The 24,691-nt window shown below is 61.0% G+C and carries 26 protein-coding genes; 12 read left to right on the top strand and 14 right to left on the bottom strand.

Annotation, left to right across the window (positions count from 1 at the left end; all coding sequences use genetic code 11):
* Positions 1-21 precede the first annotated feature (21 nt).
* Together AB4874_RS07575 and AB4874_RS07570 are read right to left on the bottom strand one after the other, a co-directional pair.
* A complete protein-coding gene (locus AB4874_RS07575) occupies positions 22-675 on the bottom strand; it encodes a YggS family pyridoxal phosphate-dependent enzyme (RefSeq protein ID WP_368391522.1) in 654 nt (217 codons plus the stop codon).
* Between the two features lie 97 nt (positions 676-772).
* Positions 773-1,708 carry a porin gene (locus AB4874_RS07570; RefSeq protein WP_368391521.1) on the bottom strand — a complete coding sequence of 312 codons (936 nt, stop codon included), beginning with the start codon at positions 1,706-1,708 and terminating at the stop codon, positions 773-775.
* A gap of 287 nt (positions 1,709-1,995) precedes the next feature.
* On the opposite strand from AB4874_RS07570, the gene AB4874_RS07565 reads away from it, so the two are divergent.
* The 5 genes from AB4874_RS07565 to AB4874_RS07545 all read left to right on the top strand — a co-directional run bounded on the left by AB4874_RS07565 (position 1,996) and on the right by AB4874_RS07545 (position 7,885).
* Positions 1,996-2,496, top strand: a complete 501-nt coding sequence (locus AB4874_RS07565; protein ID WP_295535700.1) for a DUF3576 domain-containing protein — start codon at positions 1,996-1,998, stop codon at positions 2,494-2,496.
* Positions 2,497-2,648: 152 nt separating this feature from the next.
* Positions 2,649-5,207, top strand: a complete 2,559-nt coding sequence (gene leuS / locus AB4874_RS07560) for a leucine--tRNA ligase (RefSeq protein ID WP_368391520.1) — start codon at positions 2,649-2,651, stop codon at positions 5,205-5,207.
* A complete protein-coding gene (gene lptE / locus AB4874_RS07555; protein ID WP_368391519.1) occupies positions 5,194-5,688 on the top strand; it encodes an LPS assembly lipoprotein LptE in 495 nt (164 codons plus the stop codon). The genes leuS and lptE overlap by 14 nt, the downstream gene beginning before the upstream one ends.
* Positions 5,685-6,707, top strand: a complete 1,023-nt coding sequence (gene holA, locus AB4874_RS07550) for a DNA polymerase III subunit delta (RefSeq protein WP_368391518.1) — start codon at positions 5,685-5,687, stop codon at positions 6,705-6,707. Before lptE ends, holA begins: the two co-directional genes overlap by 4 nt.
* Positions 6,704-7,885, top strand: a complete 1,182-nt coding sequence (locus tag AB4874_RS07545) for a TIGR03862 family flavoprotein (protein WP_368391517.1) — start codon at positions 6,704-6,706, stop codon at positions 7,883-7,885. Before holA ends, AB4874_RS07545 begins: the two co-directional genes overlap by 4 nt.
* Before the next feature lie 45 nt (positions 7,886-7,930).
* On the opposite strand, the gene AB4874_RS07540 is transcribed toward AB4874_RS07545, so the two are convergent.
* A complete protein-coding gene (locus AB4874_RS07540; RefSeq protein WP_295535687.1) occupies positions 7,931-8,527 on the bottom strand; it encodes a glutathione S-transferase family protein in 597 nt (198 codons plus the stop codon).
* A 105-nt stretch (positions 8,528-8,632) separates the two neighbouring features.
* Entirely contained in the window at positions 8,633-9,487 is an 855-nt protein-coding gene (locus tag AB4874_RS07535; protein ID WP_368391516.1) for an SDR family oxidoreductase, read from the bottom strand.
* A 102-nt stretch (positions 9,488-9,589) separates the two neighbouring features.
* Between AB4874_RS07535 and ade the strand changes: the two genes are divergently transcribed.
* The 5 genes from ade (at position 9,590) to AB4874_RS07510 (ending at position 14,940) form a co-directional block, all read left to right on the top strand.
* Positions 9,590-11,392, top strand: coding sequence for an adenine deaminase (gene ade / locus AB4874_RS07530; protein ID WP_368391515.1), 1,803 nt, complete (start codon positions 9,590-9,592; stop codon positions 11,390-11,392).
* Entirely contained in the window at positions 11,389-12,864 is a 1,476-nt protein-coding gene (locus AB4874_RS07525; protein ID WP_295535680.1) for an AMP nucleosidase, read from the top strand. Before ade ends, AB4874_RS07525 begins: the two co-directional genes overlap by 4 nt.
* Positions 12,865-12,995: 131 nt before the next feature.
* Positions 12,996-13,283 carry an HU family DNA-binding protein gene (locus AB4874_RS07520; RefSeq protein WP_038130385.1) on the top strand — a complete coding sequence of 96 codons (288 nt, stop codon included), beginning with the start codon at positions 12,996-12,998 and terminating at the stop codon, positions 13,281-13,283.
* A 98-nt stretch (positions 13,284-13,381) separates the two neighbouring features.
* Positions 13,382-14,257, top strand: a complete 876-nt coding sequence (locus tag AB4874_RS07515) for a DMT family transporter (protein ID WP_368391514.1) — start codon at positions 13,382-13,384, stop codon at positions 14,255-14,257.
* Positions 14,254-14,940 carry an NnrU family protein gene (locus tag AB4874_RS07510; protein ID WP_368391513.1) on the top strand — a complete coding sequence of 229 codons (687 nt, stop codon included), beginning with the start codon at positions 14,254-14,256 and terminating at the stop codon, positions 14,938-14,940. The genes AB4874_RS07515 and AB4874_RS07510 overlap by 4 nt, the downstream gene beginning before the upstream one ends.
* Here AB4874_RS07510 and AB4874_RS07505 read toward each other — a convergent pair.
* The 3 genes from AB4874_RS07505 to dapD all read right to left on the bottom strand — a co-directional run bounded on the left by AB4874_RS07505 (position 14,937) and on the right by dapD (position 17,479).
* Positions 14,937-16,205, bottom strand: coding sequence for a lytic murein transglycosylase (locus AB4874_RS07505; protein ID WP_368391512.1), 1,269 nt, complete (start codon positions 16,203-16,205; stop codon positions 14,937-14,939). The genes AB4874_RS07510 and AB4874_RS07505 overlap by 4 nt on opposite strands.
* A gap of 81 nt (positions 16,206-16,286) precedes the next feature.
* Entirely contained in the window at positions 16,287-16,652 is a 366-nt protein-coding gene (locus AB4874_RS07500) for a DUF8846 family protein (protein WP_368391511.1), read from the bottom strand.
* Complete coding sequence (dapD, locus tag AB4874_RS07495) at positions 16,652-17,479, bottom strand: 2,3,4,5-tetrahydropyridine-2,6-dicarboxylate N-succinyltransferase (RefSeq protein WP_368391510.1); 828 nt, start codon at positions 17,477-17,479, stop codon at positions 16,652-16,654. Before dapD ends, AB4874_RS07500 begins: the two co-directional genes overlap by 1 nt.
* 82 nt (positions 17,480-17,561) lie before the next feature.
* Here dapD and AB4874_RS07490 point away from each other — a divergent pair, with 82 nt between their 5' ends.
* Positions 17,562-18,383: an LOG family protein gene (locus AB4874_RS07490; RefSeq protein WP_368391509.1), complete on the top strand. Its 822-nt coding sequence runs from the start codon at positions 17,562-17,564 to the stop codon at positions 18,381-18,383.
* Here AB4874_RS07490 and AB4874_RS07485 read toward each other — a convergent pair.
* From AB4874_RS07485 to AB4874_RS07470, 4 genes are all read right to left on the bottom strand, one after another.
* Entirely contained in the window at positions 18,380-19,090 is a 711-nt protein-coding gene (locus AB4874_RS07485; RefSeq protein WP_368391508.1) for a gamma-glutamyl-gamma-aminobutyrate hydrolase family protein, read from the bottom strand. The two genes, AB4874_RS07490 and AB4874_RS07485, sit on opposite strands and share 4 nt — an antisense overlap.
* Complete coding sequence (locus AB4874_RS07480) at positions 19,087-20,046, bottom strand: amidoligase family protein (protein WP_368391507.1); 960 nt, start codon at positions 20,044-20,046, stop codon at positions 19,087-19,089. The genes AB4874_RS07485 and AB4874_RS07480 overlap by 4 nt, the downstream gene beginning before the upstream one ends.
* A 59-nt stretch (positions 20,047-20,105) precedes the next feature.
* Positions 20,106-21,287 (bottom strand): dual-specificity RNA methyltransferase RlmN, encoded by a 1,182-nt coding sequence (rlmN, locus tag AB4874_RS07475; RefSeq protein WP_295535656.1) that lies wholly within the window; start codon positions 21,285-21,287, stop codon positions 20,106-20,108.
* 119 nt (positions 21,288-21,406) lie between these two features.
* Entirely contained in the window at positions 21,407-21,928 is a 522-nt protein-coding gene (locus tag AB4874_RS07470) for an invasion associated locus B family protein (protein WP_368391506.1), read from the bottom strand.
* A 165-nt stretch (positions 21,929-22,093) separates the two neighbouring features.
* Between AB4874_RS07470 and AB4874_RS07465 the strand changes: the two genes are divergently transcribed.
* Positions 22,094-23,083, top strand: coding sequence for an asparaginase (locus AB4874_RS07465; RefSeq protein ID WP_368391505.1), 990 nt, complete (start codon positions 22,094-22,096; stop codon positions 23,081-23,083).
* Positions 23,084-23,086: 3 nt separating this feature from the next.
* On the opposite strand, the gene AB4874_RS07460 is transcribed toward AB4874_RS07465, so the two are convergent.
* From AB4874_RS07460 to flaF, 3 genes are read right to left on the bottom strand one after another with little or no spacing between them, the layout of a single operon-like run.
* The gene (locus AB4874_RS07460; RefSeq protein ID WP_368391504.1) at positions 23,087-23,905 is read right to left on the bottom strand and encodes a DUF1217 domain-containing protein; all 819 of its coding nucleotides are present in this window, start codon (positions 23,903-23,905) and stop codon (positions 23,087-23,089) included.
* Positions 23,902-24,306, bottom strand: a complete 405-nt coding sequence (flbT, locus tag AB4874_RS07455; RefSeq protein ID WP_295535645.1) for a flagellar biosynthesis repressor FlbT — start codon at positions 24,304-24,306, stop codon at positions 23,902-23,904. Before flbT ends, AB4874_RS07460 begins: the two co-directional genes overlap by 4 nt.
* Positions 24,303-24,680, bottom strand: coding sequence for a flagellar biosynthesis regulator FlaF (gene flaF / locus AB4874_RS07450; protein WP_368391503.1), 378 nt, complete (start codon positions 24,678-24,680; stop codon positions 24,303-24,305). Before flaF ends, flbT begins: the two co-directional genes overlap by 4 nt.
* Positions 24,681-24,691 lie beyond the last annotated feature (11 nt).

Below are 24,691 nucleotides of genomic sequence, written 5' to 3'. Positions count from 1 at the left end.
ACTCACCGCCCGCGACAAAGCCTAGGAATAATCCCGCGCGCCAAAAATAGCCGAGCCAACCCGTACATGGGTCGCCCCCGCCGCAATCGCGGCTTCAAAGTCGGAACTCATCCCCATCGAAAGCTGTTCCAGCCCATTGCGCGCGGCCATCGCAGCCAGCATCGCGAAATGGGGGGCGGGGTCTTCACCCTCGGGCGGAATACACATCAGCCCTTTCACCGGCAGATCCAAGGCCTGTGCCTCCGTTACGAATCGATCCAGATCATCGGGCAGCACACCGGCCTTTTGCGGCTCGCTTCCGGTATTGACCTGCACGAACAGATCGGGCGAGGCCCCGCGCGTCTGCGCCAGCCCGGCCAGCTTTTTCGCCAGCGAGGGCCGATCGAGCGTGTGGATCGCCTCGAACAGCTCAACGGCAATTTTCGCTTTGTTTGTTTGCAACGGGCCGATCATATGCACCGCGCAGCCGGGAAATTCAGCGCGCCAATCGGGCCATTTGCCCTGCGCTTCCTGAACGTAATTCTCGCCAAACAGGCGATGGCCCTCGCGCAGCACCGCTTCAACCCGCTCGGGTGGCTGCACTTTGGACACGGCAATCAACTGCACCGATCCGGGCGCACGTCCGGCGCGGGTCTCGGCGGTTGCGATGCGGTCCTTGATCTGGGCCAGTCCCATTTTGCGCCTCCTTGTTTGCGTGCAGAAAACACGCTTGGCGCACAAAAGAAAAGAGCGGGCACAAGGCCCGCTCTTCCATTCGTTCTATCCGTAAGGATTAGAATGCGAATTTCACACCGAAGTCAGCAACGGTTTCTTTCGCGTAACCTTTTTGGATGCCACCAAGCAGGGTCGCACCGCCGAGGTCGTAGTCAGCGCCGATACCGTAAGCGGTGTCGGTTGCGTTGCCAGCAGCGCTGTTGTTAGCGATGTAGCCGCGCAGGGTGGTTGCACCCATTTTGTAGCTACCGTAGCCAACGATGGTTTCGCCAACAAGTTCGTCCGTGTAGTTCAGGCCGACGTTGACTGCGTCGTTGACTTGGTAAGCAGCACCGATGAAGGCGATGTCAGCGCCGTCAACGCCTTTGGCGTTCCAGGTGCCAGCCGCAGAAACGGTGAGCGGGCCCGAAGCATATGCAACGTACAGCGACGATTCAGCTTTCCGAGCGCCCAGCGACTTGAGGGTCTGGTCGGGGTTGATGTACGACACCATACCGCTGAATGCACCCATCGAGTAGGAAGCCGACACGCCCATGCGGTTGGTGTCGGAGTAAGCACCGGTATTGTAGGCGAAGAAGCCGGACTGGATGTCACCGAAGGACGAGGACACGAGGCCGAGTTCCGAAGCATAAACCAGCGGAGCCGAGTCCATCGCCTGGTTGGCGTTGCCGACTTCCATACGGAAACCGCCGAACGAAGCATACATCATAGCGGCGTTCAGGTCAGACGAGCCAGAAGCACTGTCGTTGTCGTACTGAACGCGAATACGGCCACCGAAGGTCACGCCGCCGTCGGTTTCTTTCGAAGCGTCGATGTTCAAGCGCATACGGCTTTCGACGGTGGTTTCCGCCAAGGTCGGGTCAAACACGCCCGCGGTGGTACGGCCGTCGTTATACTGCAGACCGAAACGGCCGTAGCCCGACAGAGTCACGTCAGCGGACGCGAAGCCAGCCGACAGCACAAGAGCGGTTGTCGCGAAGAGAACCTTTTTCATCGTTTTCCCTCATCTTCTTTTAAAACTAAAGGTAACCCCCAACTCCGGGGAAGTCCGAATTGGGTATGACGCTGTTCTCTCTCCAAGCGCCATGCAATGCAACTCAAAGCGCAGCGCCCAGAGCAAAGCCCCGCAGGATGGTGCAGACTTGTCACAGTCATTTTCGCGCTCTGCATGGCCTTGTTTGACGACAAGACGTGTAGGACCCGGAAAATCCTTGTCGCTCTGAGGGCCATAGGCTAGAGACGAAACAAGAAACTCTAGCGAGCCGACAGGAACAGCGCCTCATGATCAGCAGACGTCTTTTGCACATCACCGCAGCTCTTGGCCTTAGCCTCGCACTCTCTGCTTGCGGCGGCACCTCTAGTGGCAAGCTTTTTTCGGCAAGCCCGGAAGACGCCGCAAAGGCGAAACAGCCCACGAACGAGGCCAACGCGCGCAAGCAGACCAAGATTTGGGACCTCTTTAATGGCGGCGGCGACCCGAACATCACCGTCGAGGTAAACAAATACCTTTGGCAGGCGTCGCTGGACGTGCTTGATTTCCTACCCATCCAAGAGGTCGATCCGTTCTCGGGCGTGATCGTGACGGGATATGGCACGCCTCCGGGCGGCGGTCGTGCGTATAAGGCGACTGTTTATGTGACCGATCCGGCGCTGGATGCGCGTTCGTTGAAAGTGTCGCTGCGCACGCGCAGCGGTCCGGTTTCGGCTGATACGCAACGCGCGGTCGAAGACGCGATCCTGACGCGCGCCCGCCAACTGCGGATTCGTGATTCGAAGCTGTAACCGGGGGCCCTAACCACCCGCACGCATTTTCCGCCCCGCCCGAGCCTGTCTCTGGCGGGGTTATTTCTGCGCGCATGTCAGCGGTGGCTGGACCTTGCCCCCGCGCGCGGTGTAGCAAGCCTGCGCAGAATATGACCGATGAGGGCCTAGATATGTCGCGCTACGAACCAAGCCAAAGCGAAGCCAAATGGCAAAAAGCCTGGGACGCAGCGCAGCTATTCGCCGCGCGTCACGATCCGGCCCGTCCGAAATACTACGTGCTCGAGATGTTCCCCTACCCCTCGGGGCGCATCCATATGGGCCATGTGCGCAATTACACGATGGGCGATGTGGTCGCACGCTATAAGATGGCGCAGGGATTTTCGGTGCTGCATCCGATGGGCTGGGATGCCTTCGGAATGCCCGCTGAAAACGCCGCGATGGAACGCGGCGGCCACCCCAAGGACTGGACCTATTCCAATATCGCCGACATGAAGGACCAGATGCGCCCGCTTGGCTTCTCGCTGGACTGGACGCGCGAATTTGCGACCTGTGACCCGGACTATTACGGCCAGCAACAGGCGATGTTCATCGACATGCTCGCTGCGGGTCTGGTCTATCGCAAGAATGCGGTGGTGAACTGGGACCCGGTCGACATGACTGTGCTGGCCAATGAGCAGGTGATCGACGGCAAGGGCTGGCGGTCCGGCGCGGCGGTCGAGCGGCGCGAACTGACGCAGTGGTTCTTCAAGATTTCGGATTACTCTGAAGAATTGCTGGATGCGCTCGACGGGCTCAAGGATTGGCCCGAAAAGGTGCGCCTGATGCAGGCCAACTGGATCGGCAAATCGCGCGGTCTGCAATTCGCGTTCTCGACCAAGGGCGCGCCCGACGGGTTCGAATCGCTCGAGGTCTACACCACACGCCCCGACACTCTGCTGGGTGCAAGTTTCGCTGCGATCTCACCCGATCACCCGCTCGCCAAGCATCTGGAACGCCACAATCCCGAAATCGCGGCGTTTGTCGCGAAATGCCGCGCTGGTGGCACCACCGAAGAGGCCATCGAAACCGCTGAAAAGCTGGGGATGGACACTGGCATCCGCGTGCGTCACCCGCTTAACACCGAGGTCGAGCTGCCCGTCTGGATCGCGAATTTCATTCTGATGGATTACGGCACCGGCGCGATTTTCGGCTGCCCGGCCCATGATGCGCGCGATTTTGAATTCGCGACGAAATACGAATTGCCCATCGTGCCGGTGTTCGAGCCGCTTGAGGGCAACTACCCCGCTGCCGAATTCGTGCCGCTGAAATCCGAGAAGGTCCGCTACATCGCGGGCTTCGCGGGTGACGAGGTTCAGACCGGCGAAGACGGTGTGGCCAGCGCCATCGCATTCTGTGAGGAAAACGGCATCGGCCAGGGCGTGACCAAGTTCCGCCTGCGCGATTGGGGGCTGTCGCGCCAGCGCTATTGGGGCTGCCCGATCCCGGTCGTGCATTGTGCGGCGTGCGGCGTCGTGCCCGAGAAGAAAGAGAACTTGCCCGTCGAATTGCCCTACGATCAGGACGGCGCGCCGATCGATTTCTCGATTCCCGGCAACCCGCTGGATCGTCACCCGAGCTGGCGTGACTGCGCCTGCCCGAAATGCGGCGCACCCGCGCAACGCGAAACTGACACGATGGATACCTTCGTCGATTCGTCGTGGTACTACGCGCGCTTCACCTCGCCCCATGCCGCCACGCCGACCGATCTGACTGAGGCCGCCTATTGGATGAATGTCGATCAATATATCGGCGGCATCGAGCACGCGATCCTGCACCTGCTCTATTCGCGCTTTTTCGCGCGCGCGATGGCGAAAACCGGGCATCTGCCCGCGCAAGCAATCGAGCCGTTCAACGCCCTGTTCACGCAGGGCATGGTCACGCATGAGATCTATCAGACGCGCGACGCCAAGAACCGCCCGGTCTATCACCTCCCCGAAGAGGTCGAGGACGGCAAGCTGAAGGCCACCGGCGAGACCGTCGAAATCATCCCCTCGGCGAAAATGTCGAAATCCAAGAAGAACGTCGTCGATCCGATGAATATCATCGCCGCGTTCGGCGCCGATACCGCGCGATTCTTCGTGATGTCAGACAGTCCGCCAGAACGCGACGTGGAATGGACGGCAGCCGGGGCTGAGGCCACGTCGAAATTCCTCAACCGCCTGCATCGAATCGCCGATGAGATCGCCACCTCGGCAGCGCCTGCCGATACGGCCGAGGATCTGGCGCTGTTGAAAGCCGCCAACAAAACGGTGGACGAGATCACCCGCTCGATCGAAGGATTCACTTTCAACAAGGCGGTGGCGTCGCTTTACGCGCTGACCAACACCCTGTCCAAGTCGAAAGCCGGAGCCGAAACCAAGCAGGCTGCAATGAAGCTGATGGCGCAGTTGATGGCACCTATGGTGCCCCATCTGGCCGAGGATATCTGGCAAATGCTGGGCGGTGAGGGATTCGTGAGTGGCGCGCGCTGGCCGGTGGCCGACCCTGCGCTGCTGGTCGAAGACAGCGTCACGCTGCCCATTCAGGTCAATGGCAAGCGGCGCTCGGAACTGACCGTGCCGGTGGACATGCCAAAGGAAGAGGTTGAAAAGCTGGCGCTGGCCGACGAACATGTCGTCAAGGCGCTGGCAGGAGGTCAGCCCAAGAAACTCATCGTCGTGCCGGGGCGCATCGTCAATGTGGTCATCTAACCGAAGAACCTTCTTGCTCACCGGCGGCGCGCTGGGGTTGAGCGCGTGCGGCTTCACCCCGGCCTATGGCCCCCAAGGTGGCGCGGCCAAGCTGCTGAACGGCGTGTCTCCTGATGCGCCCGACAGCCCGGATGCGTTTGAACTGGTGACACATCTGCAAGCACGCCTCGGCCCAGCCAATCCGGCGCGCTATCGCCTTGGCTATAGGATCGAGACCAGTGCTGCGGGCCAGGGGATATCACCCGATAACGCCACCACGCGCTATCAACTCACCGGCACGGTCGATTACACGCTGCGCGATGCCGCCAGCGATGCGGTGTTGCTGACGGGACGAGTGAATTCCTTCACCTCATGGTCGGCAACTGGCACCATTGTTGCCACGCAATCCGCCGAGCAAGACGCCCATCGCCGCCTGATGCGCATTCTCGGCGATCAGATCGTGACGCGGTTGCTGGCGCAAGCGTCGAGCCTGCCGCAATGAAACTGGCCGGGGCTGCCGCAGCGCGCTATTTCGCCAAGCCCGACCCCGACCGCACCGGCCTGCTGATCTATGGCGGGGATGCAATGCGCGTGGCCCTGCGTCGCCAAGAGGTGATCGCCGCCCTGATCGGCCCGCAAGGCGAAGAAGAAATGCGCCTGACCCGAATTGCGGGGGCCGATCTGCGCAAATCCCCCTCGCTGCTGTTGGATGCGATCAAAGAGGTCGGGTTCTTCCCCGGCCTGCGCGTCGCCTTTCTCGAAGATGCCACCGAAACCGTGACCGACGCGATCACGACGGCGCTGTCGGAATGGCGCGAAGGCGATGCGCGCATCGTCGTCACCGCCGGATCGCTTACCGCAAAATCGAAGCTGCGCAAGGCGTTTGAGGGCCATTCCAGCGCCTATGCGGTCGGCATTTACGACGACCCGCCCTCGCGCGAAGAGATCGAGGATATCCTGCGCCGCGCGGGGCTGCGCGATATCAGCGCCGAGGCGATGACCGATCTGTTGGCTTTGTCGCGCGCGCTCGATCCCGGTGATTTCCGCCAGACGGTAGAGAAGATTTCGCTGTATAAATATGGCGACGAAGCCGCGCTGAGTCCCGCCGATGTCGCCGCCTGTGCGCCCTCGTCGGTCGAGGCAGGCGTCGATGATGTGCTCGAAATCGTGGCTGACGGGCGCGCGCCCGAACTTGGCCCGGTGATGCAGCGGCTCGAGAGTCAGGGTGTGCAGCCGGTGCTGCTGACGATCATGGCGCTGCGCCATTTTCGCGCGCTGCATGCGGCGGCCTCGGACCCGGCCGGGCCCGGTTCGGGAATTGCGCGCATCCGCCCGCCCATCTTTGGGCCACGCCGCGACAAGATGCAGCGTCAGGCGCAGAGCTGGGGCATGTTCAAACTGGAAACCGCGCTCAAGGATCTGGTCGAGGCCGATCTGACCCTGCGCTCGGCGTCGCGGGCACCGCAAATGGCGGTGATCGAACGCACGCTGATGCGGCTGGCCATGCTGGCACGGCGATGAAAACGGCACTGGTCATTGGCGGCGGCCCGGCGGGCATGATGGCGGCCGAGGAATTGGCGCGCGCAGGCGCCGATGTAACGCTGATCGAGGCAAAACCCACCCTTGCGCGCAAATTCCTGATGGCGGGGAAATCGGGGTTGAACCTAACCAAACAGGAGCCGCTCGAAACATTCCTATCGCACTATTCACACCCGCAAATCGCTGCAATCACCCGCCCCTTCGGGCCCGATCAAGTGCAGGAATTTGCGCGCGATCTCGGGATCGATCTATTCGCGGGTTCAACAGGGCGCGTCTTTCCAAGTGGCATGAAGGCCTCGCCATTACTGCGCGCTTGGATTGCGCGACTCACCGGGCTTGGTGTTTCGATCCGCACGCGTTGGCGCTGGCAAGGGTTTGATGGCGCGGCGCTCGTCTTTGACACGCCTGAGGGCCGCAAGACCTTACACCCCGATACCACGGTGCTGACGCTTGGCGGCGCCAGTTGGCCGCGCCTTGGGTCGGATGCGGCTTGGGTGGCGTGGCTGGCGGGCAAAGGGGTTGCGATCACGCCCTTCCAACCCGCCAATATGGGCTTTCACATCGACTGGTCCGATCATATGCACGCCCATCTCGGCCAGCCCGTCAAAGGCGCTGCCTTGATCATACCGACTGGTCGCTCTCGCGGCGAATTTGTCCTGTCTAAACGCGGCATCGAAGGTGGCGGCATCTATCAGATCGCAGCGCAATTGCGCGCGGGCGCGCCGCTGCAGCTCGACCTCGCGCCAGATATCGACATCGACACCCTCACCCAGCGACTCTGCTCAATCTCGCCCAAACAAAGCCTGTCCAACCGCCTGCGCCGCGGGGCCAAACTTGACCCGGTCAAACTGGCGCTCGCGATGGAATGGGGCCGCCCCTTGCCAACCGATCCCCAGAGATTGGCCGCAAGGATCAAATCGCTGCCCGTGCCGCTTGGCCCGCCACGCCCGCTATCCGAGGCGATCTCCAGCGCTGGCGGCATCGCGTGGGACAGCCTCAGCGATGATCTTGAACTCACCACTTTGCCCGGCGTTTTCGCTGCCGGAGAGATGCTGGATTGGGAGGCCCCGACCGGAGGCTATCTGCTCACCGCGTGTCTGGCCTCCGGACGCCACGCCGGACGCGCCGCGGCGCGCCGCCTTATGTCTTCCCCTGATTGAAATATCCCGGGGTGAATGGCCGCAGGCCAGAGGGGCAGCGCCCCTTTAGCCGTCGCGTTTCGCCACAGCGCGCTGATAGGCGGGACGTGCACGCATCCGGGCGTGATACGCGCTCAAGCGATGCTCGGTGATCGGAAATTTCGACAGCAACGCCCAATCCAGACAATGCGCCAGAATGATATCAGGCACCGTCATCTCGTCTCCCATCACGAAATCGCCCTCGCCCATCCGATGCATCAGCGTGTGCTGCGAGCGTTCAAATTCCCAACGCAGGCTGTTCTTGATGCCAGACAGCCGCAGCTCTTCAGGAAGCACGAAACTGTGGCGCGCCGCGGTCCAGAGACTGGCGTCAAACTCATCAAGCAAAAATTGCGTCAGGCTGTCTTGCCGCGCCCGCTCCAGTGAGCCCGCTTTATGTGTCAGCTTGCCATGCGCATCCGCCAGATAGGTGATAATCGCCGTGGAATCGGTAATTGGCGTGCCATCCACCACCAGCACTGGCACCTTGCCCGCCGGATTAAAGGCCACCACATCGCTTGAACGCGGCTCAGCGCGCACATGTTCATAGTCCAGCCCCAACTCTTCGAGCGTCCATAAAACGCGCAACGTGCGTGAGCCCACCGTGCCGATCACCGTATACATGCCGCCCCCCTATTGCGCCCCCATCATTGGCCATATTGGGACACGGCTGAGACGAAGGTGCAAGCCATCCGCGCGATTGTGATGATGCACAGGCGGGAAAAGGACTCAGCCCTCTTGTTCCAGCAGCGCACGCAGCCCCGCGCGATAGTCGCGATAGCGCAGGGCAACGCCCAGATCGCGCTTGATCTTGTCGTTTCGCACCCGCTTGCTTTCGCCATAGAAACTGCGCGCCATCGGCGACAAGTCTGCCGTGTCAAAATCGACGGCGGGCGGCTGAGGCAAGCCCAGCAATTCCGCAGCGTAGCTGATCACGTCTTCCGGTGGGGCCGGATCATCGTCGCAGACGTTATAAACTCCCCCCGGATCGGGCCGGTCGATCGACGCCAAAAGCACTTGCGCGATATCCGCGACATGGATGCGCGAGAAGACCTGCCCCGGCTTGATGATCCGACGCGCGCTCCCTTGGCGCAACTTTTCAAATGGCCCGCGACCGGGGCCGTAAATCCCGGCAAGGCGAAAGATATGCAGCGGCAGACGATGGGAGGCTCCAAGCGCGCCCCACGCAGCCTCGGCCTCGACACGCGCCTGCCCGCGTTGGGTGGCGGGGGTCAGTGGCGTAGCCTCATCCACCCAGCCGCCCGCGTGATCGCCGTATACGCCAATCGTCGAGAGATAGCCGACCCAGTCAAGCTGCGGCGCGGCCTGCGCGAGTTGCGCACCCGCAGCCGCCAGCACCGGGTCGCCCTCGGGACCGGGGGCCACGGAACTCAGCACATGGCTGACCCCCTCAAGCGGTAGATCGCCGCCTTCCCAGATCATCGGCTCGATCCCTTGCGCGCGCAGGCGTTCCGCCTTGTCTGCCGAGCGCGTTGTACCGATCACCCGCCAACCGCGCGCCAACAACAGCGGCGCTAGCGCTTGGGCACTATAGCCGTGTCCGATGGAAAGAAGCGTGGGCATTTCCGCCCCCCTTTGCCGAACTGTCATCTGACCTAGGTAGAGCCTGCGTGAACGCATCACAACGTCTCTTGAACCTTCGCGCGGTCAATGACAGGCTGGGACATGGAACTTAGCAACAAAATCAAATCCTGGCCCGAGGCTGCTGCGCGCTTGATTGCCGTAGCCGCCGGGCGTGAGCCTGCCGACCTTGTGATCAGGGGTGGCAAATGGGTGAATGTGCATTCGCGTGAGGTGCTTGAAGGCTACGATATTGCCGTAGCCGAGGGGCGCTTTGCCGCCATTGCGCCCGATCTGTCTTCTGCAATCGGCCCCGACACCGAGGTCATCGAGGCCAATGGGCGCTACATGGTGCCGGGCCTGTGCGATGCGCATATGCATATTGAATCTGGCATGCTGACACCGGCGGAATTTGCCGCCGCTGTGATCCCGCATGGCACGACAAGCATGTTCACCGACCCCCATGAGATCGCCAATGTGCTGGGCCTTGAGGGCGTCAAGATGATGCATGACGAGGCGCTGATGCAGCCCGTCAACATCTTCACCCAGATGCCGTCCTGCGCGCCCTCGGCACCGGGGCTTGAGACGACCGGCTTTGAAATCACCCCCGAGGATGTATCGGCTGCGATGCAATGGCCGGGCATCGTGGGCCTCGGTGAGATGATGAATTTCCCCGGCGTGGTTGCGGGCGACCCCAAGATGCTGGCCGAGATTGCGGCGACGCAGAATTCGGGCAAGACGGTGGGCGGGCACTACGCCTCGCCCGATCTGGGGGCCGCGTTTCGCGCCTATGTGGCGGGTGGTCCAGCGGATGATCACGAAGGCACCTGCGAGGCCGACGCGATTGCGCGGGTGCGTCAGGGGATGCGCTCGATGATGCGGCTGGGCTCGGCTTGGTATGACGTGGAAACGCAGATTACCGCGGTCACCGAAAAGGGCCTCGATCCGCGCAATTTCATTCTGTGCACCGATGATTGCCATTCCGGCACGCTGGTGCATGACGGGCATATGAACCGGGTGTTTCGCCATGCCGTGACCTGCGGGGCCGAACCGCTGGTCGCGCTGCAAATGTGCACGATCAACACCGCCACCCATTTCGGGCTAGAGCGCGAGTTGGGGAGCATCACGCCGGGTCGGCGCGCCGATCTGATCCTGACCTCGGATCTGGCCACTCTGCCAGTCGAGCACGTGATCGCGCGTGGCCGCACGGTCGCAAAAGACGGCAAATTGCTGGTAGAATGCCCGCACTTCGCGTGGCCCGAAAGCGCGCGCAATACCGTGCATCTGGGCAAGACACTGACAGCAGAAGACTTCGCAATCGCCGCGCCCGAAGGGGCCAACACGGTCACTGCCCGCGTGATCGGGGTCGTTGAAAATCAGGCCCCAACCAAGGCGCTCACGGCGGAACTGGATGTGACGGACGGTCTGGCCCAGCCCGACACCGCCAAAGACATTGCCCAGATCGCCCTCGTCGAGCGTCACCAAGGCACCGGCGGCGTGACCAACGGGTTTGTCTCGGGCTTTGGCTACAAGGGCCGCATGGCGATAGGGTCTACCGTTGCCCATGACAGCCACCACATGATCGTGGTGGGCACCGACCGCGAGATGATGGCCGCCTGTGCCAATGCTTTGGGCGAGATGGGCGGTGGCATTTCGGTCTGGAAAGACGGGGCCGAGATCGCCACCGTGCCGCTGCCTATCGCCGGGCTGATGTCGGATGATCCCGCCGCGACCGTGGCCGAACGTGCCGGAAAAATGGTGCAGGCAATGGCCGATTGCGGCTGCACCCTGAACAACGCTTACATGCAGCATTCGCTACTCGCGCTTGTCGTCATCCCTGAAATTCGGATTTCGGATCTGGGGCTGGTCGACGTGACGCGCTTTGAACTGACGGAATTATTCAAATGAACGAACCTCTCACGACCCTGACCCCGGACGCGCGCGATCCGGAACGTTTCACCGATGCCGAGGCCGCCGTGGCGCGCCTTGAGGAACTGTATGAACAGGCCACCAGTTTTTTGCTGGAGAAATTCAACGACACGTTGGAATCTAAACGCGCAACAGCACGGTTTCGCGCCTTTTACCCTGAGGTGCGCATCACCGTGCCCTCGCATATCAAGGGTGACAACCGGATGAGCTTTGGCCATGTGCCAGTGCCGGGGACTTATACGGCCACGCTGACGCGGCCCGATCTGTTTCGCAATTATCTGACGCAGCAACTGGGCTTGCTGATGCGCAATCACGGCGTGCCGGTGCAAGTTGGTCCCTCGGATACGCCGATGCCGGTGCATTTCGCCGTCGCCGCGCATCCGGATGTGACCGTGCCCCAAGAAGGCGTACTGGATTTCAGCCTGCGCGATGTGTTCGACGTGCCCGATCTGGCCTCGATGAACGACGATATTGTCAACGGTACCGCCGGGCCGAACCCGGATGGGTCAGGCCATCTGGCCCCTTTCACCGCCCAGCGCGTGGATTATTCGTTGGCGCGTCTGTCGCATTACACCGCGACTGCCGCCGAGCATTTCCAAAACCATGTTCTGTTCACCAACTACCAATTCTACGTCGATGAATTCGAAGATGTGGCGCGCCGGATGCTGGCGGATCCGCATTCGGGCTATTCCAGCTTTGTTGCGCCCGGCAATCAGGAAATCTTTGATCCGCAAGAGCAAATTCCCGGCCTCGCGAAACTGCCGCAAATGCCGACCTACCACCTCAAGCGGCCGGATGGGCAAGGCATCACGCTGGTCAATATCGGGGTTGGTCCGTCGAACGCGAAAACCGCGACCGATCATATCGCCGTTCTGCGCCCGCATGCCTGGCTGATGGTCGGGCATTGCGCGGGGCTGCGCAACTCGCAATCCTTGGGCGATTTCGTGCTGGCTCATGCCTATCTGCGCGAGGATCATGTGCTTGATGACGACTTACCGGTCTGGGTGCCGATCCCGGCCTTGGCCGAAATTCAGATTGCCCTGCAAGAGGCCGTGGCCGAAGTCACCGATCTGGACGGGTTTGAGCTTAAACGGATCATGCGCACGGGCACGGTCGCGACAATCGACAACCGCAACTGGGAGCTGCGCGACCAATCCGGTCCGGTGCATCGGCTTAGCCAGTCACGCGCCGTCGCGCTGGATATGGAAAGCGCAACGATCGCTGCAAACGGATTTCGCTTTCGCGTTCCCTACGGCACATTGCTCTGTGTTTCCGACAAACCGCTGCATGGCGAGTTGAAGCTGCCGGGCATGGCGACCGAGTTTTATCGCTCGCAAGTGTCCAACCACCTGTTGATCGGCATCCGCGCGATGGAGAAGCTGCGCGAAATGCCGTTGGAGCGCATTCACAGCCGGAAATTGCGCAGTTTCGAGGAAACAGCCTTCCTGTGACGCAGGAAAATCCATGAAATAAGGCGAAAAGGTCTTGCCTTGCTCAATAAAAACGTGTCGAACATTGCCGACCAACCGCGTGATGCGGACGAAATTGACCCCGGCCAAGCGGGGCGAAGAGAGGATTAAATATGTCGAAACCGATGACCAAGACACAGCTTGTGGCTGCACTCGCCGAAGCAATGGACGCCGACAAGAAAACCGCCTCGGCCGCGCTGGACGCGATGACCGACGTGATCACCAAAGAAGTCGCTGCAGGCGGTGCCGTGACCCTTCCGGGCATTGGCAAAGTTTACTGCCGCGAGCGTCCCGAGCGTATGGTGCGCAACCCCGCTACCGGTGAGCAGATGCAAAAGCCCGCCGACAAGCAAGTCAAGGTTACCGTGGCCAAAGCGCTTAAAGACAGCGTCAACGCCTGATCCCCTCTCGCTTAACGAGGGACACACGACAGACAGGGCCGCTAGCGCAATGACGCAGGCGGCCCTTTTCATTGCCGACATTACGCTTTGGGGGACGTATGGATCTGCGCTCTATCGGAATGGGGTTGGCCTTTGCCCTGATGTGGTCGTCGGCCTTTACATCGACCCACATTATCGTAGCTCAGGCACCGCCCCTTGCCTCGCTGTCTTTCCGCTTTCTGATCTCCGGTGTGCTGGGCATCGTGCTAGCCCTTGCGCTGGGACAAAGCTGGCGGCTGAACCGGGCACAATGGCGCGCCACAATCCTGTTCGGGATCTGCCAGAATGCGCTGTATCTGGGCTTTAACTGGGTCGCGATGACAACGGTTGCGGCCTCGGTTGCGGCGATCATCGCCTCGACCATGCCGCTGATCGTGGGCGCATTGGGCTGGATTGTGTTTCGCGAGCGCCTCTCTCCTTTGGGGCTGATCGGGCTGATCGCAGGGTTTGCGGGCGTTGCGATCATCATGGGCGCGCGGTTGCAAGGCGGAGTGGACCCCTATGGCTTGATGCTGTGTGTTTTTGGCGCGCTTGCACTTGCGGTGGCCACACTCACCGTACGCGGAGCGAGTTCCGGCGGGGGCGGCGTGTTGATGGTTGTGGGATTGCAGATGCTCATCGGGGCAGCGGTGCTGGCCGTGGTCTCGGGGCTGACCGAGGCGATTGCGGTAGATGTCACACCCAAGCTTGCCACCGCATTTATCTACACGGTCCTGGTGCCGGGGCTCGCCGCGACCTGGATCTGGTTTCAATTGGTCGGGCGGATCGGCGCGGTGCGCGCAGCGACGTTCCACTTCCTCACGCCAGTCTTTGGCGTAGCGATTGCGGCGGTCGTTCTGGGCGATCCGCTGGATTGGCATGATGCGCTGGGGGTTGCGGTGATTGCGGGGGGCATTCTGGCCGTACAGCTGTCCAAGCAAAAGGTCGTGCGATGAACGGCTGGGGTGAATTCTTTCTGGCGGGATTTGCCTTTCTCGCCTCGCACGCGATCCCGTCGATGCCGCGCCTCAAGGGCGTGTTGGTTGCGACCCTTGGTGCGCGCGGCTGGACGATTGCGTTTTCCACACTCTCGACCGTGCTGCTGTTTTGGCTGATCTTTGCCGCCGGGCGCGCGCCCTATGTCGAGCTATGGTCGCAAGACAGTTGGGCGCGTTGGCTGGTCAATATCGCGATGCCTTTGGCGATTGTGCTGGGTAGCTACGGGGTGGGCGCGCCCAATCCCTTCGCCTTTGAAGGGCGCGCCAGTGGGTTCGACCCGACCCGTCCGGGCATCGCAGGGCTGACCCGCCAACCGCTGCTATGGGCGATCCTGTTGTGGGCAAGCGCGCATCTGATTGCCAATGGCGATCTGGCACATGTTATTCTGTTCGGAGCGTTTGCGCTGTTCACCGGCGCTGGGATTCGCGCGCTTGAGGCGCGCAAGCGCCGTGTCTGGGGCGCAGCGGACTGGCAAAGGCTGAGCGCGCACACAGCCCTGATCCCCTTTGCCGCGCTACTGTGCGGGCGTTGGCGGCCAAAAGCCCTGCCCTCGCCGCTGCGCTTGATCGTGGCGGTAGGCGTGTGGGGCGCGCTCTATTCCCTACACGCCCCCGTCATCGGTGTCAGCCCGCAGCCCTAGCGCAGGGTCTGCAACAGCTCCAGCGTGGCATAGCCATCGGGCGCAAGCCCATTGGCCTTCTGATAGGCCACGATTGCCTTGGCCGTGTTCGGCCCGATCTTGCCATCGGTGCCATCGGTATCATAGCCCGCCGCCGTCAGCCGTTCCTGCAGCTCGATCTTCTGCGGCGCGCTCAGCGGCTTGCCGGTGCGCGGCCAGTCCCGCACGAACGGCCCCTTGCCCTTGATACGATCCGCCAGATGCCCGACCCCGATCACATAGCTATCGGCGGCATTGTAGCGCGAGATTGCCCGGAAATTCCCGAAGATCATGAAGGCAGGTCCCTTCGCCCCCGCAGGCACAAGGATCGAGGCGGGGCCGTAATTCGCAATCGACCCGCCCGTCGCCGAGCGCACACCCAGTGCCGCCCATTGCGCGGGCGACTTCTTGGTGCCCTTGCCGGTCAGGCTGTAATTGAAGCCCGCAGGCAAGGCGACCTCGACCCCCCAAGGCTGCCCCTTCGACCAACCCGAGCGCGCCAGATACGCCGCCGTCGAGGCCAGCGCATCGGTCGGATCATTCGACCAGATGTCGCGCTTGCCGTCGCCGGTGAAATCGACCGCATAGGCCTCATATGAGGTCGGGATGAACTGCGTATGGCCCATCGCGCCCGCCCATGATCCGGTCATGTGGCGTTCATCGACATCGCCCGACTGGATGATCTTGAGCGCGGCAATCAACTGCTTGGCAAAGAATTCGCCGCGCCGCCCGTCATAGGCCAGCGTCGCCAGTGCGGGGATGATTGCGGTGGTGCCGCGATGCGCGCCATAGCGGCTTTCCATGCCCCAAATCGCAACGACAACCTCTTTGTCGACGCCGTATTTCTTTTCGATCGCGTTCAGCTGTGGGCCATATTGGCGCAGCATCTGCTGGCCGGTCGCCACCCGTTCGGGCGAAACCGCGCTATCGAGATAATCCCAGATGGATTTGGTGAATTCCGATTGATAACGGTCGCGCTCGATCACCTTGGGATTATAGCGCACATCCGCCATCGCGCGGGTCCACGTCGCGTCGCTGATACCATTGGCCATCGCGCGCGATTTGAACCCCCGAAGCCACGCCTCAAAACGCGCCTCGGTCGCAGGATCGGCGGCGGGGATCGCATCAGCCACCGGGGTTGCCCCCTTCGCCATCGGGCGCGGCGAAGATTCGGGGGGACCGGCACAGGCGGCCAGCCCGGAAAATGCCACGAAACTCAGAGGGATAAGATAGGAAAGGTTTGCCATGTTCTGCCCGAATGTTTGCCATTTCGAAACAGTCTAACAGGCGCAGGGCGCGTTTCAACGGAACTCGGTGCCGCGGGCGGTTTATTGCAGAGGCTTCTTGTCGTCGCCGTAATAAGGCGTCATCTGCGCGACGATCACCGAGTTTTCCGCCAATGCGCGACCCATCAACTCGCGTTCCTCATCGGGGATTTCATGGCCCTGCTCTTCGCGCTCGGCAATCGTGCCGTAGCCCGTCACATCCAGCGGCGCCAGCTCGGCCTGCTTGAGGATCGCCACGGTTTCGCGCACCGCCTCGGCCTCATCAACGCCGCTGGCATAGCACAGCAAGCCCGCCCCCGAGGCCCCTTTGGGCAAGCCATCATTAGGCGCGCGGCCGACCTCGACCAGCAGGGTAAAAACCTGCTGGCGCGAGGGTTTCTTGGCGGGTTTTTCGGGCTGTTCGCTCATCAGTCACGCAACAGTTCATTGATGCCGGTTTTCGAGCGCGTCTTGGCATCGACGCGCTTCACGATCACTGCGCAATACAGGTTGATCCCGTTTTTCGACGGCATCGTGCCCGACACAACCACCGAATAGGGCGGCACTTCGCCGTAGGTCACATTGCCGGTTTCGCGATCCACGATCTTGGTCGACTGGCCGATATAAACGCCCATGCCCAGCACCGAGCCTTCGCGGATGATGCAGCCTTCGACCACTTCGGAACGCGCGCCGATAAAGCAGTTATCCTCGATGATCGTGGGGCCAGCCTGCATCGGCTCCAAGACGCCGCCAATGCCGACGCCGCCCGAGAGGTGCACGTTCTTGCCGATCTGCGCGCAAGACCCGACCGTCACCCAAGTATCGACCATCGTGCCGGTATCAACATAGGCGCCGAGATTGACGAAAGACGGCATCAGCACCGCGCCCGGCGCGATATAGGCCGAGCGGCGCACAATACAGTTGGGAACGGCGCGGAAACCGGCCGCTTTCCATTCGTTATCGCCCCAGCCTTCGAATTTGCTGTCGACCTTGTCATACCAGCTGCTGCCTTGCGGACCGCCCGGCTGCATTTCCATATCCTTCAGGCGAAAGCCCAGCAGAACCGCCTTTTTCGCCCATTGATTGACATGCCAATTGCCGTCAGCCTGCTTTTCAGCCACGCGCAACGCGCCGCGATCCAGCGCATTCAGCGTGTCCTCGATCGCCTCACGCGTCTCGCCCTTGGTGGCGGGCGTGATCGTGTCGCGGGCTTCCCATGCAGCTTCGATGGCGGTTTCCAGCGCGGCGTTGGACATGTCGGTCTTCCTCTTTCAGGTGGCCTTTATCGAGATCAGGCTATAGTTGGTCAAAGCCCAACGCGCAATGAGCAGGACATCCATGAAAGACGATCGCCGCCACCCGTTCCGCGACAGTCAGGAAGACGCCGCCACCGCCAACCGCATCCCGGATACGCCGCAAACGCGCGCGCCCGCCTATCGTCTTGCCTTCACCGACACCGATTTCATGATGCGCGAAGAACTGCGCCCGGTGCGTCTGCAGTTGGAGTTGCTCAAGCCCGAACTGATCATGGATGAACGCGGGATTGAATCAACCATCGTGATGTTTGGCGGCGCGCGCATTCCCGCGCCTGAAAACAAGGACAGCGCCAAAACGCCCTATCTGGCGGAACTGACGCGCTATTACGACGAGGCACGGAAATTCGCATATGAAATGACCGAACGCTCGATGCAAGATTATGGCCGCCAGAACGTGATCTGCACCGGTGGCGGCCCCGGCGTGATGGAGGCGGGCAATCGCGGCGCGCATGAGGCGGGCGGACAGTCCATCGGGTTGAATATCGTGCTACCGCATGAACAGGCGCCCAATGCCTATGTCACGCCCGACCTGGCGTTCAACTTCCACTACTTCGCGATCCGCAAGATGCATTTCCTGATGCGCGCCAAGGCCGTTTGCGTCTTTCCCGGCGGGTTTGGCACGCTTGATGAGATGTTCGAGGCGCTGACGCTGATCCAGACGAAGCGGATGGCAAAGATCCCGTTCATCCTGTTTGGGTGCGAATTCTGGCGCGAGATCATCAACTGGGATCGGTTGAAAGAGGCGGGCACGATCTCGCCCGAAGACCTTGATCTGGTGAGCTTTGTCGAAACCGCCGCCGAGGCCGCGGCGGTGATCGACGGCTGGGATTACGAGGCCTGCTAGGCCTTGGCCTCGGCGCTGACCTCGGGCAGTTGCGCGCGCGCGGCGACATGCGCACGCGCCGCCGCCACGAGGGCACGAAACAACGCGCGCTGCCTGCGCGCATAGGTCAGATATTCGGGGTGCCATTGCACGCCCAGCGCAAAGGGCTCCTCGATCCGCTCGACCGCCTGCACCATGCCCGACGTGTCGCGCGCAGCCACGCGCAAGCCATCGCCCAGTAGGTTCACCGCCTGACTGTGCAGCGCATTGACGCGCATCGGCGCGGTTCCCGCCAGCGCCGCCAACCGCGTGTCAGGGCTGATACGAATGTCCTTCTTGGGTAGAATCGTAGAGTGTTTGCGCGCACCGAAATGCCCGTAGGCATCTTGATAGAGATCGCCCCCCAGCGCCACGTTGAGCATCTGGGCCCCGCGACAAATCCCCAAAACCGGCTTGCCCTGCGCCATCGCCTCGTCAATCAGACAGCGCTCCAGATCGTCGCGCGCTGGATCCAGAACCGCGCTGGCGACCAACTCGCCGCCGTAAAGTTCAGGGGAAATATCATCGCCGCCGCCCACGATAATGCCGTCAACGCATGTCACTTGCACGGGCTTTCCCGCTTGCCAACGCACGGACCGCCCGCCGGCCAGCCACACGCCCAGCGCAAGGAACGGATAGACCCGCCAGCCAGTGCGGCGCGAGGTCGAGATGCCGATCAATGGCCTCATAATAGCCCCGCGCCATGCAAAACTGTGTCGCACCGCGCGACCCATTTGTCGCCCAGCAGCGTCAGCCCCTCTTTTGCCGCCAACCACTCGCGGCACAGATCAGACAACAATGTGGTATCTGCGGCGATCGCCTCGACGCGCCACCAGCGCCGCCACTCGGTATCAAGGGACCAATCCGCATCGTCGATCCGGCAGTCGGGCAGACGAAAATGAAACGCTGGACGCGGAGACACTGTGCCGCCCTTGCCCTCCTCGGGCGCGATCAGATCGGGGCGCAGATGGGTAAAGATCGGCAGCATATCAAGGCCGTGATTGCGTGACAGCGTGGCCGCGCGATAGGTTCGGATTACGGCCTCTAAGCTGGCATTCGGGCCAAGCCGCGCCAGTTCGGCGATGAGTTTCTTCGGATAGGGCGCGGTGAAGGGCAGCAACTCGCGGGTGCGCTCAATCGGGTGCAGCTCGCGCATCCATTCCTCGATCAAGGCATAGGCCAGAAGCGGGCGCACGATGTCACGATCTTGCGCGCTCGCAATGGCGGGGTTCAGATGCAATCCAAACCCAAACAGCAGCGATTGTCCCGTTCCCTTCGCCCCTTCTCTGCGCAGCAATGCTATGAAATCAGAGAGTTGTAACATGCCCTCGCGGCCCAAAGGTTCGGTCACAATCTCGACCGGAATCACCTCGCGCCCGATCTTGAGGCCAATCTCTTTGAACGCGCTATCGGCCTCTTTGCGCAGAAAGATGTCGAGATAGATCTGCAATCTCCCAATCGCACTCTGCGCGACTTCCCAGTCATTGCCAGAGGTTCGTCGGGCTGTGCCGCCCAGATTCTGGGCGGCCAATTGCGCGATTTGCTTCTCGGTCAGACCGGCCAGTTCAATCTCGACACCGATGCGGCGTGGCGTTCCATCGGCCGTATCGGGCTGCGGCAACGGGGCGATAGCCTCACGCGTCATGATCTCTCCAGTCTATTGTCCCTTTGGGGGACAATGCAGCGAGAGGACGCTAAGTTCCCTTACAGTCCGGCCTCCGCCGCGATCTCGGCGCGGCTTTTGCGCGACCGCTCGGTTGCCGATTTCAACTGACCACAGGCAGCCATGATATCTTCACCGCGCGGGGTGCGGATCGGGCTGGCGTAACCGGCTTTGTAGATGATGTCGGCAAAGCTTTCGATGCGCTGCCAATCAGAGCGCTCATAAGGCGCGCCGGGCCATTCGTTGAACGGGATCAAGTTGATCTTGGCAGGAATGCCCTTGATCAGCTTGACCAGACGGCGCGCATCCTCGTCGCTGTCATTCACGCCCTTGAGCATGACATATTCGAACGTGATCCGTTCGGAATTGGACAGCCGCGGGTACTCGCGCAGGGTGTTCAGCAGTGTCTCGATGTTCCAACGCTTGTTGATCGGCACCAAGCGGTCGCGCACCTCATCGGTGGTCGCGTGGAAAGATACCGCCAGCAGACAGCCGATTTCCTCGGCCGTCTTCGCGATTTCGGGTACCACACCTGACGTGGACAGCGTGATGCGGCGGCGCGACAGCGTCAGCCCCTCATTGTCCATCACGACCTGCATCGCATCGCGCACATTGTCGAAATTATACAGCGGTTCGCCCATGCCCATCAGCACGACATTCGAGACCAGCCGCGTCTCATTCTTGGGGCTGTTCTTTTCGGGCCACTCGCCCAGATCGTCGCGCGCCACCATGACCTGACCGACGATCTCGCCCGCCGTGAGGTTGCGCACCAGTTTTTGCGTGCCGGTGTGACAGAACGAACAGGTCAGCGTGCAGCCAACCTGACTGGAAATACACAAGGTGCCGCGCGTCTCTTCGGGGATGTAGACGGCTTCTACCTCATGCCCGCCGGCGATGCGCAGCAGATATTTGCGCGTGCCATCTTCGGAAACCTGCTTTGTCACGATCTCGGGCAAGGTGATTTCAAACTGCTCAGCCAGCATTGCACGATAGTCTTTTGCGAGGTTGGTCATCGCCGCGAAATCGCGCACGCCCCAATGATAAATCCATTGCCAGACCTGCCCCACACGCATTTTCGCCTGCTTCTCGGGGGTGCCCGCTGCGATCAAAGCTTCGCTCATCTGCGCGCGAGTCAGGCCGACAAGATTGATCTTGCCGCCCTCGGGCAGTTTGCGCGGGATCGTATGCACGTCTTGCGTAATCGGTGCGTTGGGCTGGGTCATGGCGCATTTCCTTGGAATCAAGGGCTTCATATAGGGGATTCACCCCAGCGCGTGTAGGGAAAAACCAAAAAATAACGCCCCGACCAGCGGCCAGGGCGCCTAATGCAAAATCGCCGCACTTATTTGCAGCGCGTCGCAGCCTCTTCAGTGGCCGCGGTAAAGCCCATCAACGAGAAGTTATCCTGGGTCTGAGTGCCCCGGCCCGAATGGCCTGTCAGGGTCACATCGCTCCCCGATTTGAGGGCAGCGATCACCTTGGCATCCTCATCGGGAGAACCAGCCCAGGCACCTTCGCCATCCGTGAAGAGTGTGAACTTCTGCCCGCCCACGTCCAGTTCGACAGTTGAGCCCGATGCAAAGGGATAGCCGCCTCGGAACGACACTTCCGGCGCCTTGCCCGGTCGGTAGGTCACGAACAACAAGATGTCGCCGCGCCGCACCTGCACAACTTTGCCATCCTTGGTATTGACCGTTTTCTTCGGCTTGGACACGCCCCAACATTCCTTGGGATTGTCGTCGACGAAGACACTCCAGTCAGTCGCCGCGGCGACACGGTTGGTGCTTTCTTGCGCGACCGCGCTATGCGCCACCCCAAACGTGAGCCCAATTACGGTCACGACCCGCAGACACATATTTTTCATGCTTACAGCCTCCAGCTGCCGTTTGCCTCTACATCGCCCGGGCTGATCACCCTTTTCTTGCTGGCGGATGCGTTTTCCACTCGATAACACCTGTTTAACCGATAAATGCCTAGAGGGAAAACCCCTGGTTGGCGAGAAATCGCCCATTAGATTAGGAGCATGACCATGACTGCAGCACCAATGATCGAATTTTGGCGTGGTGGGATACTGGAATCCGTTCACGCGGGCCATGCCGTGGTCTTCGGACCTGATGGAATTGAAGAGGCGTGGGGCGATCCGGAAGCGGTAATTTTCCCGCGCTCTTCGGTGAAAATGATTCAGGCGTTACCTTTGGTCGAAAGCGGGGCGGCGGATGCAGCCGGATTGAGCGAACGCCAGCTGGCCTTTGCCTGCGCCAGTCATTCCGGCGCGGCCTTGCATCGCGATGCCGCCGCCGAGTGGTTGGCAGGCTTGGGCATGCATGAGGAAGACTTGCGCTGCGGCACGCATATGCCGTGGGACACGGCCGAAAAAACGCGGCTGGTCTGTTCCCATGAGGCCCCTTGTCAGCTGCACAATAATTGTTCGGGCAAGCATGTTGGCTTTCTCACGCTGAACCGACATTTGCGCGGCGGCTCGGAATATGTCGAAGTGACCCACCCGCTTCAGCAGATAATCAAGACCACTTTTGAAGAGGTGACCGATGTGACCTCTCCCGGTTTCGGGATTGACGGTTGTTCTGCGCCGAATTTCGCAACCACGGTGACTGGTCTGGCGCGCGCAATGCAATTCTTCGCGGCCGCCAACCCCGAGGGTTCAACACGCGAGCGCGCCGCCGCCCGGCTGACACAAGCGATGGCGACCTTTCCTGAAATGGTTGCCAATGACGGGCGCGCCTGCACCGAATTGATGCGCGCAATGGGGAGCAGAGTGGCCGTGAAAACGGGGGCCGAAGCTGTCTATATCGCAATCCTGCCAGAGCAAAAGCGTGGCATTGCCCTCAAGATCATGGATGGCGCCACCCGCGCTTCGGAAGCTGCGATTACAGCGCTTCTGATCCGCCAAGGCGTGCTGGATCGCAACCACCCAACGGTAGAGACCTGGCTTACGGGAATTCAGAAAAACTGGCGTGGGATCGTGACTGGCGAGATTCGACTTGCTCCGGGATTTGGCTGATCGTTACAGCAGCAGCGACAAGCTTCCGCTCGAGGCGTTTTGCAGCAAAGTTAGCGCGGCTTCGCCTGAGCTGATTGAACCACTCGTGCTAAGTTGCGAACGTAGCAAAAAGTCGCGCGTCAGCTTTTCTAGCTTTTCGCCATCGCTGAACTGCGCCGGGTCACTCGAGCCAAAAAGCTGATCTGCCTTTGCCGCATACATCTTCACCTGCGCATCGACATCAAGCGAGCCAACGCTCCTAGGCAGGCCAAGTGCTGTTTGAAACACCGTGCTCATCGTTGACGACCCGATAATAGAATACCATTTCGTGGTCTCAGTATTCGTTTTAGCCGCCAACGCGGGCAGGTCGCGCTGCAAGGCTAACGCAAGACGCATATCATTGTCGCTATTGCCAACGGCAATTTCGAACTGGCGTGTCTCATATTGACCCAAGATTTCGTCAGGAAAATTCGAGAGAACCGTGCGTGGCGTGGTGTAATCACCAAATCCGAAGGCCTGCGTCAAAGCAAAGTAACGCTTGTCAGAGAGTTTATTCGCAAGCGCGTCGCCATCCAGAGAGCCCTCATCAAGCACCTTGCGAATGAAAAATTTGTTGTCGATATCATCGTCAAGACCGAACGCGCCCAGCGCGACAGATAAGAGCCGGCGATCGCCCACCAGCTCTTCTGCTGTTTTGATAGAGCCGATCTTTTCGCGGAAATAATCCTCGTTGCGCTGGATTTCGCTTGAGGCAGAAAACGCCGCCTGCTGCTTCTCCATCGTGCGATTGAGAAAACTCCACCCGGCAAAGCCGCTGAAAGGTACGATCGGCTGATAGCTCATTGCGGATGTGCGGCTAGAAGCCGCGCCTCCCGAGGCAACAGGCTGCGCAGAAATTTCAGCGCCTGATAGGGCTGCCCGTCAAGCACTGCGTGACTGGCCGAGTTCAACTGCGCCCGGCTATCATGATCCGTCAGCACCTGGCTGAGTTGTTCGATCCCACGCAGAAGCTGCATCTTGGCGTCCTCCGGGTCGGCATCGCCCGACAGCACGAGCTGCGCAATATAACACACGCGGCGCACCGGGGTGTTGACCTCTTCGGGGTGAATCGCATCACGCAGCCGCAGGATATGTGCGTTGGGCGTCATGATCGCAAGGCGCGAGCGTCGCTCGCCATTCTCGATCACGGCACCATTGATCAGCACACGCTCTTTCGGTGCAAGTTTCAGAACAAGGCCGCTCATGCTGCGCCTCCTTCTTGGCGCAAACCGCGCATGATTGCGGTATTGATGTCAATCAGAACATCAACCGAGGCATCGCCGGAAAGAACCTTGCGGCTATGCACTTGCGTGAACTCATTGAGATAAAAAAGTCGCGCGCGCAGGTCGCTAGGCAATCTATTGCCAGGGTCAGCAACATCCGAGGCGAGCACCGTCCACAGCTTGCGGTTGTCATAAACCGCCGCGGCCAGAGCAGGAAACTGCGCCTTGCTGGCATCGGAGGCCTGTTTCAAGCGCCGTGTGATACGCGCAAAAAGTTCGAATTCGGTGCCACGCGCGGTGCGGACAGGTTGTCCGGGATTGGCGTAGGCCGTTTTGGCCAGAGTCGTAGCGAACACGGGAAATCCTT

Origin of the sequence: Thioclava arctica (assembly GCF_040892615.1) — a bacterium.
In the GTDB taxonomy this organism is placed as follows: domain Bacteria; phylum Pseudomonadota; class Alphaproteobacteria; order Rhodobacterales; family Rhodobacteraceae; genus Thioclava; species Thioclava arctica.
The sequence above is the reverse complement of the archived record's forward strand: the minus strand, read 5'-3'. Positions and strand labels throughout refer to the sequence as shown.